Genomic DNA, 14,548 nt, shown 5'->3' with positions numbered 1-14,548 from the left:
TACCCGCCTTATGCCCTTAACAATAATTAACAGTAAATAAAGCTATTTAACCAACAAATGAAAACCGAATAATGACTTTTGTATCAGAAAAAAATCAGAGCATATGAAGAACTTTTCAAAAACACTCCTCAGTGTCGCATTGGTTACCTTCACCGGTATGACGGCCTTTGCGCAGGATAAGAATACCGGCGTGATAGACTATGAAATAAATGCAAAGATGCCTCAACGTGATGGCAATGAAGGTGACGGAGAAGAGCAGGTAATTACCTTCAATCAGCACTTCTACTTCACTGGTGGTAAAGGCAAGCTGGAGACGGATCGTCCTGATTTTGGCGGTCGTGGCTTTGGCGGCGGACGTCCGGATGGCGCACCCGGTGGCGGAGGCAATGGTGGTGGTGGCCGCGGTGGCCGTTTCGGTGGTATGCGTGGTAACTTCGGCGGCGGGTATGTAGACCTTAGCGGAAAGAAATACCTGCAGGTCTTCTCAAAACCTGAAGATAGCACTAAGACTTACTATGCAGAAGAAGCATACACTCCTGCCAAGGACGCTAAACTGGCTGATAAGACTAAGAAGATCGCCGGTTACAGTTGTAAAAAAGCAACTGTTACTGTGCGTAATGAAGAGTACACCGTATGGTATACTCAGGACCTGCCTTTCAGCTACAGCCCCATCAATGGCCTGTTGCCGGACGGTAATGGCGTAGTGCTTTCCGCAGAAAGCAACAGACGTTCCTTTACTGCTACCAAGGTGGACTTTAAACCAGTAACAACAAATGTTTCATTACCGGCAAATGCAGAAAAAGTAACTGAAGATCAGTTGCGTGACATGCGCCGTGAAGCGATGCAGAAATTCCGTGAGCGGCAAAACGGGAATTAAATAAGACACTAATTTGCATCGTTTCCTCCTTACCAATTCCCTTTTCATGAAAAGAATTACCCTTATTGCCACTTTACTGTTCCTGTTTGCGCTTTCCACACAAGCGCAGCAGGGGCAGATAAGAGGATTACTGACCGACTCTTCTGCAACACATCCTTTACCGGATGCAACCGTAGCCCTGCTGAATGGCAGGGATTCTTCCCTGGCGGCTACCGCCTTTACAGATAAAAATGGGGCCTTCTCTTTCACCGGTATTGCCCTGGGCAACTATAGAGTATACATCACTTTCCTAGGTTACCAACCGGTTTTTAAAAGCGTCACGATTTCCGCAACCCAGCCTGTATCGGATATGGGAACCATACATCTCAAAGGCAAGGGCCTGCTGTTGAATGAAGTGGAGATCATCCAGGAAGTACCGCCCATCGTGGTAAAGCTGGATACACTGGAGTTCAACGCGGGTTCTTTTAAGACAAGAGAAAATGCAGTAGTGGAAGATCTGTTAAAGAAGCTACCGGGTGTATCAGTAGATAAGGACGGGGTAATCACAGCACAGGGCGAAACCGTGAAAAGGGTATTGGTAGATGGTAAACCGTTTTTTAGTGATGATCCTAAACTAGCCACCAAGAACCTGCCGGCAGATATCATCGACAAGATCCAGCTGATAGACCGTAAGTCTGACCAGGCACAGTTCACCGGCATTGATGATGGCAATACGGAAAAAGCGATCAACATCACGATCAAAAAAGACAAGAAAAAAGGCTTCTTCGGAAGAGCTTCTGCAGGTTATGGGGATAATGACCGCTTTGCTGTAAATGCAAGCCTGAACAGTTTCCGCGACAACAAGCAGCTATCCTTCCTGGGAAGTGGCAATAATGTGAATAATCTTGGTTATACCTTCAACGACGTCTTCAACTTCAACGGCAATAGCAGTGGAGGAGGAGGCAGTGGAGGAGGTGGTGGTGGCCGTGCCGGCGGAGGCGGACGCGGCGCGGCACAATCCACCATCAGTAGCCTTGGCGGGAACAATGCCACAGGCATTACCCGTAACTGGAATGCCGGGTTTAACTACAACCAGGACTTCGGCTCAAAGCTGAAAATAAATGGCAGCTACTTTATCAACGATACGCGGACAGAAACAAACAGGCATAGTAACAAACAGACCTTTCTGACCGATACCACCTACTATTATAACCAGCAGTCTGGTTCCCTTACCGACAATAACAATCACCGGCTGAATATGCGGGTTGAATACCAGATAGACTCTATGCATTCATTGATCGTTACCCCCAGTTTCAGCTATTCAGACGGTTCTACCAATTCGCTCAATCAATATCAATCACTGGATGAGAATAAGGTACAAACGATAGATGGAGAGTCCAGGAACCGCAGTCATGCAACTTCTCCCAACTTCTCTACTACCGCGCTGTTCAGAAAGAAATTCAATAAGATCGGCCGTACCCTCAGCGCTAATTTCAGCTTTGGTTACAATACGACCGACAGGCAGAATTTCTTCAAAACTACAGATATGCACCTGGCTACAACTGCTACTGATTCTTTCAGCACCGGTTACGACAGGATGACCAATGCGAATAATATGGGCCGCAATATGGGAGTAAGACTGACTTACACCGAGCCGCTTATGAAAGACCGCTTCCTGGAATTATCCTATGCGTGGAATAATAGCTATAGCGATTCCAGGAACCTCACTTATGATGTTGATGGCGACAGTGGCAAATACGATAAACTGAATGATAGTCTGACCAACATATTCGAGAATACATTTACAACGCAACAGGCGGGCATAGACATCCGTACGCAAAAATTGAAGTATGATTATACGTTTGGATTGAATGTGCAGTTCAGCAGCCTGCTGAATGACAACGTAAGCAGGAAAACACAAATTGATCAACGTACTGTCAACTTCTATCCTTCAGCATCATTCAACTACAATTTTCAGAGAGGTAAACGGCTGCGCTTCCGTTATAATGGCAGCACAACACAGCCAACAGTTACGCAGTTACAGCCACTGCCAGACCTGACCAGTTCATTGTATGTTCAGCAGGGTAATCCTGACCTGAAGCCCTCCTTTTCACATAGTATCAACATGGGCTACAACGTATTTAACAACAGTACGTTCCGTGGCTTCTTTACTAATGTGAATGCCAGCTTCACAACCAATAAGATCGTGAATGCGAACCGTGTCGATACTTCAGGCAAGCAGTATACGAAACCCGTCAACTCCAATGGTGCATACAATCTCAGTGCCTTTGCAGTAAATACCATTCCCATCAAAAAACTGAAGACCTCTGTAAACCTGAACACCAATCTGAACTACAGTCGGGATGTAAGTTTTACGGGCACTGAAACAGGCTTTTCAAAGCTCCTGAGAAACTATACCAGGAACTTTGGTATCACACAGGGACTCAACTTCAATTATACATATAAGGAGCTGTTTGATATCTCCGCCGGCGCCAGTGTAAACTATAGTGGTGCACGGTATGACATTCAGCCAATAAATAACACAGACTATTTCAACTACGCATTTTCATTTGATTATAATGTCAATCTTCCACATGGTTTCATCATCGGAAGTGACATTACCTATACGCTGAATGCGGGCAGGGCAGCGGGTTACAACGTTGATGTGACGATGCTGAACGCATTCGTTTCAAAAAGCGTGTTCAAGGATAAAAGAGGACTGATAAAACTGAGCGGTTATGACCTCCTGCATCAGAATGTAAGCGTAGGACGTAATACAGGTGAAAACTATATTGAAGACGTGACAAACATGGTACTGCAAAGGTATTTCATGATCAGCTTCACCTACTTCATCAACAAATTTGCAGGTAGTAACAATAACAACGGCGACCGCCGCAGAATGGGTCCTCCAGGAATGCGGATGGGCAATCCGGGATTCATGCGAGGAGGTTAACAATACAATACAACAAATGCAAAAGGTCTCACAAAATGTGAGACCTTTTTTTATTGATAAATGTAAAATGACTCCGAAGTTGATGATTCATTGAAAGGTTGAAAGGATAACAAAGGTGGAGACGTACTTCCTCCTTCATGCCTCCAGCTTTGAAACCTTACAACCTTAGTATTTTTCTGCTGATGCTTATGGTACTATAACCCGGCTACTTTCCATCTCAGCCGTCTTGCGATCCCTGATGCTCTGCGTCACTTTTCTTACTACCCAGCTCAGTGTAAATGTTGGGATAAAATCCAGACCCGGAAATAGTTCTTCCATAAAGTTGAAAACACTTCCGAAAGCGCCCAGACTACTGCCAAACATTCTATAAAATATAATAGCAGAAATGGGGGCCCAGATCACATCACTTACTTCTCCTAAAACCGGCACAGTATAACTTGCACATCCAATCAGGTCCATTACAACACAAGTCCATAATGCAGGGGTAAATTTTCTTTCCATGCAGACCTCCGCTTTAAATGTTATCCATATATAGTATAATCAAATAGCTTACCAAAATCAATTACGGTTGAGCGGTATGGGAATTACGATGCGGTGCTGTGGTGTTTCTCTTAAAGTAAATATCTGTAATACAATCTCTTAAAAAATGCTGATTTGCTGGTCTAAATATTCGTAATTCTGTTAATCAAACATAATTGGCCTCTAAATATAAAACGTATTGGCGCTGTATAAAGTTACGAACTATTTGAGGTAACACCTGTACGCAAATTTTAAATTGCGTAGTTTCACGGTCAACAGTAAACACGTTACCAACATGCTTAACCAAAATTCCCGCCGCGATATGATCAAAAAAGCCGCTGCTATGGCGTTTGCGTCCACTTCACTGGCCTCCCTTTCCACCCGTGTGATGGCCCACGAGGGGAAGATGGATGAAAAACTGAAAGGTCAGATCAATCATTCCGTATGTGCCTGGTGCTACAACGATATTCCACTGGAAGAGCTCTGCAAGGCTGCCAACAGGATCGGCCTGCAATCTATAGACCTCCTGGATCCGAAGGATTTCGCAACTGCCAAAAAATATGACCTTACATGCGCCATGGTGGCCTCTATCAATAAAGACTGGAATATTGGCCGCGGTTGGAACAGGGAAGCGCATCACGATCAGCTCGTTACTTACTACGAATACCTGATAGACGAAACATCAAAAGCCGGTTTTACGAACCTGATCTGCTTCTCCGGCAACAGGGAAGGGTTGGACGACCAGGCTGGCATTGAGAATTGCGCCAAAGGCCTGAAACGCATCATGAGCTACGCTGAAAAGAAAAAGGTGACCATCGTGATGGAACTGTTAAACAGTAAGGTGAACCATCCAGATTATCAGTGCGATCACACAAACTGGGGGGTAGAACTATGTAAATCCATTGGTTCCGAGCGTTTTAAACTTCTTTACGACATTTATCACATGCAGATCATGGAAGGAGACGTGATCCATACTATTCGCAATAATCATCAGTATTTCGCCCATTATCACACTGGTGGTGTTCCGGGCAGGAACGAAATTGATGAGACACAGGAACTGTATTATCCCGCCATCATGAAGGCTATTCACGAAACAGGTTTCAAGGGATTTGTGGCACAGGAATTCGTGCCTAAACGCGCTGACAAGCTGGCGTCCCTGAAACAAGGCGTGGAGATCTGCGATATTTAATACTTCCAGTCCTGCCTTAAGATCCCCATCACCACTGTGTCTGCATACTGACCATGGAGTTTGGCGCTGTGGCGGAGAATACCTTCTTTGGCAAAGCCCAGGCGGATGGGGATCTGGGCACTCTCCACGTTCTGCAAAGCGAAACGTATTTCTAATTTATTCAGCTTCAGCGTCTGAAACGCAAAAGAGACCAGCGCTCTGCAGGCGTTTACCGCAATGCCTTTACCGCGGAATTGTTCCCCCAGCCAGTACCCGATCTCCGCTTTATCCAGTTGATGATCCCAGCAATGCAGGTCTACTACACCACACAGCTGCTGCTGGTACCAAACGCCAAATGCAATGGCTTCCTGTTCTTCAGCCTTCCTCTGCATCATTTCAATAAAACGTAGTGTATGTTCCTCATTGGTATTATAATCTACCCAGGGTAGATACCGGCGCAGGCTCCGGCGTGAAGTATCCAGTTGGTTAAAGAGGGTCGGTGCGTTCTCAGGCTGTAATTGCCTGAGCGTAATCATTTCATTAACAGGTAATTCCAGCATAAAAAAACGAGGTTTGGCAAACTGCCAAACCTCAAAAATAACAAAATCCTAATTCTTTGCTATCAGCTGCTGCTTCTGCATATCCTTTACGATCTGCTTTGCAAACAGGTAGGCTTGCCTGTATGCCGTTGGAGGGTCTACAGAATCAGTCTGCGCATTATAGATCAGCTTCTTTTCTTTCAGGTCATACAGGTTGGTATCCCATTGATATTTTGTGTTTACCTGGTAATACCCGGGATTGTACATACTTCCATACCACCCTCTGTAATAAGGCCCGAAGCCACCGTAGTACGGATATCCATACGGACCGTAGTTAGGTACATATGATCTTTCACGGGATTTATCTACCATGGCAATCGTCATTACCTGTCCCACATCGCTGTTCCTGAATTTCTTCAATGCAGCCTTTTCATCTCCTTTAGCCAATGCATCATCCGGACCATAGGTAGCATAAGCAGAGACTGCGTTGTAGCCTTCTTTCTTCAGTTCGGAAACCAGGTTATTTTCCATCAGTATGCGCAGATTGCGTTCTTTTGCCGGCACCAGCGCTATCACCATGATCTTATTTTCCTGCTGTAACCGGGCATCCGGCGTTTTCCAGGACGAAGTCAGTTTAGTGCTGGTACAGGCTGTCACCGACAGCAGTCCAACGGCTATTAAAAATAATCCTAACTTTTTCATATTTCCTCCTTTTAACTACCTGTTAGACGGCGCCGGGAGGGAAGAGTTACATGACAGGAATAAATTAACATTTCTTTGATTCTCAAATGAGTAGAAAAATCCAGATACTGGAATTTGTGTCCGGAATCTGGAATTCTCTCTCACCTTCTTTCCTGTTTTTGGAATTTTCCGATCAAAAAAAAGGCCCGGAAATCATGCGATCTCCGGGCCTCTTTATATCGGTATATCAAATTAGTAATTGATGATCTGTTCCTGTATTCCAGCCGGAATATCGCGGAACTCATATAGCTGGGTGCGCAGCTGCGGTTCAAATCCTGCGTCCTTGATCGCCTCCTGCATAGAGCGGTAGGTAAACCTGTGAGGAGCGCCGGCAGCACTTACCACATTTTCCTCGATCATGATGGAGCCAAAATCGTTCGCCCCTGCATGCAGGCAGATCTGCGCTACCTGCTTACCTACTGTCAGCCAGGAAGCCTGGATATTTTTAATATTCGGCAACATGATACGGCTCATCGCGATCATGCGGATATATTCTTCTGAAGTGGTCATATTGTGTACGCCACGGATGCGGGACAACAGGGTATCTACATCCTGGAAGGTCCATGGAATGAACGCTGTAAAGCCGTAATGACCTTCAGGTTTTTCGCTCTGTACCTGGCGGATATCAGCAAAATGCTGGAAACGCTCCATGAGTGTTTCAACATGGCCAAACATCATGGTAGCTGAAGATGGAATATTCAGCTTATGGGCTGCCCTCATTACATCCAGCCATTCCTGCGCACCACATTTACCTTTGGAGATCAGCCTGCGTACACGGTCATTCAATATTTCCGCGCCGGCGCCGGGCAGACTTGCCATACCCGCTTCCTTCAGTGCTGTCAGCACTTCGATGTGGGTGCTTTTTTCCAGTTTGGTGATGTGCGCTACTTCGGGGGGCCCGAGTGCGTGCAGCTTAACGGTCGGGTATAACTGCTTCAGCTGCCTGAAGGTATCTACATAGAATTTCAGCCCCAGCTCCGGATGATGACCTCCCTGCAGAAGCAGCTGGTCTCCGCCGAATTTCAGCGTTTCTTCTATTTTCTTTTTGTATTCGTCGATGGTGGTAATGTAGGCTTCTGCGTGACCGGGTACCCGGTAGAAATTGCAGAACTTACAGTTAGCCGTACACACGTTGGTGGTGTTCACATTACGGTCTATCTGCCAGGTTACCTTTCCATGTGGCACCTGTTGCTTGCGCAGCTCGTTCGCAATGTCCATCAGTTCTGCAAGCGGAGCCTTCTCAAATAGGTAAATCCCTTCTTCCGGTGTAAGCCACTCGAAGTTTAATGCTTTCCTGTATAGATCTTTCAGTTCCATGATGGACAAAGGTAGGAATAATGTTAAATTTATAGCATCGTTATTCTGTTATGATAACTGTATGCAAAAATCTACGCTGTTGAAGCACTGTTGGCTCATAATAATTGCCATTACATGTTCATTCCAAGTCGCCTCCGCGCAAGTACCGCCTACAACTGCCAGTCCCAGGAAACCGGGGGAGTTGATCACCCGTTTCCCGTTCAAACAATTCTATGGCGGCGTTGTTGTGATACGCGCCTGCCTGGCGGGCATCCCTGATACCCTGCAGTTCATCCTGGATACCGGCAGCGCCGGTATTTCCCTTGACACGAATACCTGTGTCGAATTGGGCATTCACCTGACGCCGACGGATAGGATCGTACGCGGGGTAGGAGGGTCCAAAACAGTCGCTTTTGCCATGGACAGGACCCTGCAATTACCAGGTTTAACGGTAGATAGCCTTGACTTTCATGTCAATGACTATGAGTTGATCAGCCAGGTGTATGGACTACAGGTAGATGGCATTATCGGCTATAGCCTCCTTAGCAAGTTCATTGTAGAGGTGGATTATGATACAGAAATGATCTCCATTTATGAAAAAGGGCCTTTCACCTATCCTAAAGGAGGCCACCTGCTACGTCCTTCACTGACCCTTATCCCGATTGTGAATGCCTTCCTCAAGAACGGAAAGGCACAACATTATAACCGTTATTACTTTGACACCGGCGCTGGTATGTGTCTGCTGCTTTCCCAGCAATTTGTAAAGGACAGCGCTATTCTTTCCTCCAGGAAAAGACAACGCAAGGTGATACAAACTGAGGCACAGGGACTTGGCGGAAAAATGACCATGGACATTACTACCATCCAGGAGTTTAAATTGGGTAGCTACGCCTTCCGGAATGTTCCCGTGTACCTTTTTGACGATGTTACCAATGTCACAGCTTACCCGTTCCTCGGTGGTATGGTCGGCAATGATCTGTTACGCAGGTTCAATCTCATACTGAATTATGGTAAAAAGGAGATCTACATGATCCCCAACTCCCATTACAAAGATCCCTTTGACTATTCCTATACAGGTCTGATTATTTACCTGATAGATGGCCGGATTGAGATCACCGATATCATCAAAGGCTCTCCCGCCGAAAAAGCCGGTTTGCAAAAAGGGGATGTTATCATTGCTGTCAATAACATTTTCTCCGGCAATCTTCAGTTATACCGTGACATTCTCAAGAATGTGGGTACCAGGCCTACTGTACTGATAATGCGCAATAAAGAACTGATGATAAAAAAAATCCAGATCAAAAGCATATTATAACTGTCTGAAATAATACATTGCACAATCCTCCGTTAGAATCAGGAATGGGGGCGATCCCCGTTCCGGGAGACTTTATAAGGACAATGTTTATTGTGAGACAGTATCTTATCGCCATACTTGTTTGCCTGCCGGCTTTTCTTCACGCGCAGGACGCTAGCCAGAAAGCGGTCGCTACACTGCCTTTCCACCTGTATGACAGGTATATGGTCATCAGTACCACCCTTTCCGGCACAACACCTTCCGGCCTGCCCCCTGACAGCCTTCATTTCATCTTTGATACCGGGGCTGAAGTAACCACCCTGAGTAAACAAACGGCTGACCACCTGGGCTTACAGACCAAGGATAACGGAGGACTGAGTGGCACTGACGCTGTGGTGGTGCGGGTACCAACGGCCACCCTCAATGTATTGTACTTCGATAAAACCAGGCTGCCCTTCGTTAAGGTATACATCGAACAGCTGGATGAATTCCAGGATCTGAGTATAAAAATAGACGGCATTATCGGGGTAGACCTGCTGAAATCCTTCATTGTGAAGATAGATTATGAGAAACAGGTGTTACTACTCTTCCGGTCAAATAAGACGCCGGTTAATACTCCCGGCCAGCGCCTGCCCCTGAGCCTGAATTTTAACACCCCGGTGATAGAAGGCACGATAAACCTACCTGATGGTCAATCACTTAGCAGCCGCTTCCACTTCATTTCCGGAGGGGAATATGGTATTTTGTTCAACTTTCCATTTGTGGAAAAGCACAAACTTAATACCCGGCTACCCGTACTGAGCACCGATGTAGTCAAAGATCTTTACAAAGAATTAACTTATACCAATACCAGCCTGCCCAGCCTTGATCTGGGCACAATACATCTGGAACTGGTGGCCGCCAGTTACTGCAAAGACGTGAATGATGCTGGTTCTCTCCATGAAATGGCCGGCTCTATCGGGTTTATGGTATGGAGACAATTTCGTAGTATCACTATCAATTATAGCGGACGCGAGTTATTCCTCGAAAAATAAGACCCCGTCTATTCTCCCATTCTTTTAATTAAATTGCAACTCTCATAAACAGGGAAATATGATTCATTACAATAAATTCACCTTAGCCAACGGATTGCGCGTGATTGTGCATGAAGACCATACCACTCCCATGGCAGTGGTAAACGTGATGTACGATGTAGGCGCGCGCGATGAAGACGCCAGTAAGACCGGCTTTGCTCACCTGTTCGAGCACCTGATGTTTGGGGGCTCTGTCAATATACCGGAATATGACGAGCCATTACAGATGGCCGGAGGCGAAAACAACGCTTTCACCACCAGCGACCTCACCAACTACTATATTCAGTTGCCGGCCGAAAATGTAGAAACTGCCTTCTGGCTGGAAAGTGACCGTATGTTGTCTCTCGCTTTCAGTGAAAAGAGCCTGGACGTACAGCGGAAAGTGGTTTGCGAGGAGTTTAAAGAGCATTACATCAATAAGCCATATGGCGATGTATGGCACAAAATGAGAGATCTGGCCTATGCTGTACATCCCTATAAATGGATGACCATCGGCAAGGAACTTTCCCATATTGAAAATGCACGCCTGGAAGATGTGAAGGACTTCTTCTTCAAATATTACCGTCCTGCCAACGCCATACTGGTGGTGGGAGGCCATGTCACTACAGCACAGGTAAAACAACTGGCCGAAAAATGGTTTGGCGATATTCCTGCCGGCCAGCGTATACAACGTAACCTGCCGGTAGAGCCACCACAAACCGCTGCTCACAAACTGGAAGTAAAAGCGAACGTTCCACTGGATGCATTATACAAATGTTATCATATGCCGGGACGTACAACGAAAGAATATTATTCCACAGACCTGATCTCAGACATCCTGGGAGGTGGCGCTTCTTCCCGCTTGAACCAGGTGTTGGTAAAAGAGAAAAAACTGTTCAGCAATATTGATTGTTATCACTTCGGAACACTGGATGCCGGCCTGCTCACCATTGAAGGAAAGCTCGTTAAAGGAGTGAAAATGAAAGATGCAGAAACCGCGATTCAGGAAGAAATAGATAAAATACAGCAAACGGCCATTCCTGAGCGGGAATTGCAGAAGGTGAAAAACAGGGTGGAAAGTATGCTGGCCTTTGAGGATATGGGACTGCTTAACCGGGCAAACAACCTGGCTTTCTATGAGCTGATCGGCGATGCGGCATTAATGAATGAAGAATTCAGTCACTACGAAGCGGTGACTTCTGCTGATATGCACCGTGAAGCGCAACATCTTTTTGATGAGAAAAATTCCAATACGATTTACTATTACGCAGGATAACACTGTCCGTTTCAAATATTGACAGCTCTTCCTTTGTAAATAAATATGATTTAAGATTAATGATAAACCGGAAAATTGCCCCTGAGATAAAAGATGCTACCGAGTTCGATATCACGTTGAAACCTTATGAAAAGGTTACACTGGATAATGGCATCCCAGTATACATCATAAAGTCTGATGAACAGGATACATTACAGCTGGAATTGGTGTTCCCTGGTGGCAGCTGGTATGAAACAGAGAACCTGGTAGCTTCTGCGACCAACTTTCTCATGAAGAACGGCAGCAGCAAACACTCCGCACTTCAAATCAATGAGAGTATCGACTATTACGGCGCTTACCTGAACCGTAACAGTCATCATGAATATGCCACTTATACCCTGCATTGTCTCACAAAACACTTTGAGTCATTAGTACCGGTATTACAGGAGGTGATCCTGGATCCGGCCTTCCCTGAAGAGGAACTGGCCATCTTCCGGCAGAACATGAAACAACGTCTGGCCGTGAACCTTCAGAAATGTGACTTCGTCGCCAACCGGCATATTGACAAGTACCTCTTTGGAGAGTTTCACCCATATGGAAGAGTGAGCAGTATGGACGCTTATGATGCATTACAAACGCCCACGCTCCAGGCCTTCTACAAACAGCATTATACTTACAACAACTGTAAGATCTTTGTAGCCGGTCACCTTCCCGCCAATCTCATTGAGTTGCTGAACCAGGCTTTTGGTAAGGAAAAATGGAACGGAGAATCTTCCATTATCCGGCCAGATATGCAGGTAATAGCCGCAGAAGAGAAGAAGTTCCGCATCTTCAATGATGAAAACGGCGTGCAGGGCGCTGTACGTGTAGCGCGTCCATTCCCGAACCGCTACCACCCAGACTTCCCTAAAATGCTGGTGCTCAACACTATTCTGGGCGGATACTTTGGTTCCCGCCTGATGAGCAACATCCGTGAAGAGAAAGGATATACCTATGGTATTCATTCCCAGCTTTATAATTTCCGCCAAACCAGTGCACTTAATATTCAGACGGAAGCAGGCAGGGATGTATGCGAAGCGACTATTGAAGAGATCTATAAGGAACTGCGTACCCTGCAACAGGAAGCTGTTCCTGAAGATGAACTACACCTGGTCCGGAACTTTATGATCGGCTCCATCCTGGGCGACCTCGATGGCGCCTTCGAAGTGATTCAGCGTTGGAAGAACCTGATCCTGAACGGACTGGATGAAAACTATTTCTATAACAACATTAAGGTGATCAAAACAATCACTGCCGAAGAGCTCCAGGAACTGGCACAGGAATATCTCACTCCTGAAGATTTCTATGAGCTGGTTGTGATCTGATACAGCTTTAAAAAAAACATAAAAAATAAAGGGTTCTGCAATCAGAACCCTTTATTTTTTATTATACATCACATATTATTATTTTCCTATATTTGCGACCCTAATTGTTCAATCCTATGAAACGTTTTATCCTATGCTTGCCATTGTGCATATGCATGAATGTTTTCGCACAAACCAGTAAATCTGCTGTTGACTCTCTCGAAAAGCGTTACCAGCTTTGCCTGGCAGAAGGTAAGAGCCCGTATAACTGCGCCCTTCAGTATTACACCCAAATGGATAGTTTACTGAGCACAGTATATCGCCAGCTATATGATAACCTGGACAACAACCGTCGTACCACTTTACAGATCTCCCAGGCTCAATGGGAAGAAAAGAAACAAACATATTTTAAAGACATTGACCTCCGCGTTGAAAAGAAGCGGGCGCAAACGCTGGCCGGTCTCGATGACGATATGATCGTGACAGACAATAAAGCAGCTTTCCTGAAAACCCGGGTAATAGAACTATTGGCAAGCAAACATTCCTGATGTAAAGAAGGAGTGGTATATAAGGCAACATACTAACTTCTAGTGTGTTGCCGACGTATATCTGCAATGTATTAGGTACTAGTGATGTGTGACCCGGCGTTTAATCATACCGCCCTTGGTATCGTTGATGTTATGTTGTACAATGAAGGCCTTTTCATCTATCTTTTCTATTTCATCGATGATCTTGTGGACTTCCAGACGGGTGACCACTGTATAAATGATATCAATATCCTTATCTACAGCACCGCGTTTACCAAATCCGCTTTGACCCTTAAAGACTGTCACCCCTTTCTTTAAAGAAAGTGTCAGGGTTTTTCTTATCAGCTCACTTTCGTGGGAGATAATTGTCAAGGCGATATATTCTTCAAAACCCTGTATTACAAAATCAACTGTTTTGGAGGCAGAGAGATAGGTGAGCATCGCATATAGGGCGGTTTCAATATTGATCAGCACTGCAGCAATACTGAAGATCACAATGTTAAAATACATGATCACTTCCCCCATGGACAGTACTGTTTTCCGGTTGATATAGAGTGCCAGTACTTCAGTACCATCCAGCACAGCACCCCCTCTTACAGAAAGTCCGATACCTCCTCCAAGGAACAATCCGCCAAAGACGGCGATCAATAATTTATCACTGGTAACAGTTGGAACTTCAATAAACAGCAGTGCTGCTGCCAGTCCCAGGATAGCGCAAAACGCCTTCACAGTAAAGTTGAAAGATAATTGCTTATACGCCAACAGGATAAAGGGAATATTGATCACGATCAGCAACACAGAAATAGACCAACCAGTGAGCCGGTTGATGAGGAGGGAGATACCTGTGACACCGCCATCCAGGAAACCGTTTGGCAACAAAAATCCTTTCAGCCCGACAGCTGCTAATAAAACACCTGCAACTATCAGCACTATATCCTGTACATTCTGAATAAAGCCAATACGGGCGCGTGTCTTCCTTGTCTGTACCATATACTTGTACTATAA

The 14,548-nt window shown here is 45.5% G+C and carries 13 protein-coding genes; 8 read left to right on the top strand and 5 right to left on the bottom strand.

Annotation, left to right across the window (positions count from 1 at the left end; translation table 11 throughout):
- The first annotated feature begins 103 nt into the window (after positions 1–103).
- Positions 104–877, top strand: a complete 774-nt coding sequence (locus F3I09_RS06030) for a GLPGLI family protein (protein WP_149694146.1) — start codon at positions 104–106, stop codon at positions 875–877.
- 46 nt (positions 878–923) lie between these two features.
- Positions 924–3,809, top strand: a complete 2,886-nt coding sequence (locus F3I09_RS06025; RefSeq protein ID WP_149694145.1) for a TonB-dependent receptor — start codon at positions 924–926, stop codon at positions 3,807–3,809.
- 186 nt (positions 3,810–3,995) lie between these two features.
- On the opposite strand, the gene F3I09_RS06020 is transcribed toward F3I09_RS06025, so the two are convergent.
- Positions 3,996–4,310 (bottom strand): hypothetical protein, encoded by a 315-nt coding sequence (locus F3I09_RS06020; protein ID WP_149694144.1) that lies wholly within the window; start codon positions 4,308–4,310, stop codon positions 3,996–3,998.
- A gap of 313 nt (positions 4,311–4,623) precedes the next feature.
- On the opposite strand from F3I09_RS06020, the gene F3I09_RS06015 reads away from it, so the two are divergent.
- Entirely contained in the window at positions 4,624–5,517 is an 894-nt protein-coding gene (locus tag F3I09_RS06015) for a hydroxypyruvate isomerase family protein (RefSeq protein ID WP_149694143.1), read from the top strand.
- On the opposite strand, the gene F3I09_RS06010 is transcribed toward F3I09_RS06015, so the two are convergent.
- From F3I09_RS06010 to mqnC, 3 genes are all read right to left on the bottom strand, one after another.
- Positions 5,514–6,056, bottom strand: a complete 543-nt coding sequence (locus tag F3I09_RS06010) for a GNAT family N-acetyltransferase (RefSeq protein ID WP_149694142.1) — start codon at positions 6,054–6,056, stop codon at positions 5,514–5,516. The two genes, F3I09_RS06015 and F3I09_RS06010, sit on opposite strands and share 4 nt — an antisense overlap.
- A 48-nt stretch (positions 6,057–6,104) precedes the next feature.
- Positions 6,105–6,737: a hypothetical protein gene (locus F3I09_RS06005; RefSeq protein WP_149694141.1), complete on the bottom strand. Its 633-nt coding sequence runs from the start codon at positions 6,735–6,737 to the stop codon at positions 6,105–6,107.
- A gap of 231 nt (positions 6,738–6,968) precedes the next feature.
- Positions 6,969–8,093, bottom strand: coding sequence for a cyclic dehypoxanthinyl futalosine synthase (gene mqnC, locus F3I09_RS06000; RefSeq protein ID WP_149694140.1), 1,125 nt, complete (start codon positions 8,091–8,093; stop codon positions 6,969–6,971).
- Positions 8,094–8,274: 181 nt separating this feature from the next.
- Here mqnC and F3I09_RS05995 point away from each other — a divergent pair, with 181 nt between their 5' ends.
- The 5 genes from F3I09_RS05995 (at position 8,275) to F3I09_RS05975 (ending at position 13,564) form a co-directional block, all read left to right on the top strand.
- Positions 8,275–9,387: an aspartyl protease family protein gene (locus F3I09_RS05995; RefSeq protein WP_223233147.1), complete on the top strand. Its 1,113-nt coding sequence runs from the start codon at positions 8,275–8,277 to the stop codon at positions 9,385–9,387.
- Between the two features lie 92 nt (positions 9,388–9,479).
- Positions 9,480–10,400: an aspartyl protease family protein gene (locus F3I09_RS05990; protein WP_188133705.1), complete on the top strand. Its 921-nt coding sequence runs from the start codon at positions 9,480–9,482 to the stop codon at positions 10,398–10,400.
- Between the two features lie 58 nt (positions 10,401–10,458).
- Positions 10,459–11,694 carry a pitrilysin family protein gene (locus F3I09_RS05985; protein ID WP_149694137.1) on the top strand — a complete coding sequence of 412 codons (1,236 nt, stop codon included), beginning with the start codon at positions 10,459–10,461 and terminating at the stop codon, positions 11,692–11,694.
- A gap of 59 nt (positions 11,695–11,753) precedes the next feature.
- Positions 11,754–13,037 carry a pitrilysin family protein gene (locus F3I09_RS05980; protein ID WP_149694136.1) on the top strand — a complete coding sequence of 428 codons (1,284 nt, stop codon included), beginning with the start codon at positions 11,754–11,756 and terminating at the stop codon, positions 13,035–13,037.
- Between the two features lie 116 nt (positions 13,038–13,153).
- The gene (locus F3I09_RS05975; protein ID WP_149694135.1) at positions 13,154–13,564 is read left to right on the top strand and encodes a lysozyme inhibitor LprI family protein; all 411 of its coding nucleotides are present in this window, start codon (positions 13,154–13,156) and stop codon (positions 13,562–13,564) included.
- Positions 13,565–13,642: 78 nt separating this feature from the next.
- Here the strand turns inward: F3I09_RS05975 and F3I09_RS05970 are convergent, their stop codons facing one another.
- Entirely contained in the window at positions 13,643–14,533 is an 891-nt protein-coding gene (locus tag F3I09_RS05970; protein ID WP_149694134.1) for a YitT family protein, read from the bottom strand.
- Between the last annotated feature and the right edge of the window lie 15 nt (positions 14,534–14,548).

It is taken from the genome of Chitinophaga sp. CF418, from assembly GCF_900142925.1.
GTDB lineage: Bacteria > Bacteroidota > Bacteroidia > Chitinophagales > Chitinophagaceae > Chitinophaga.
The sequence above is the reverse complement of the archived record's forward strand: the minus strand, read 5'-3'. Positions and strand labels throughout refer to the sequence as shown.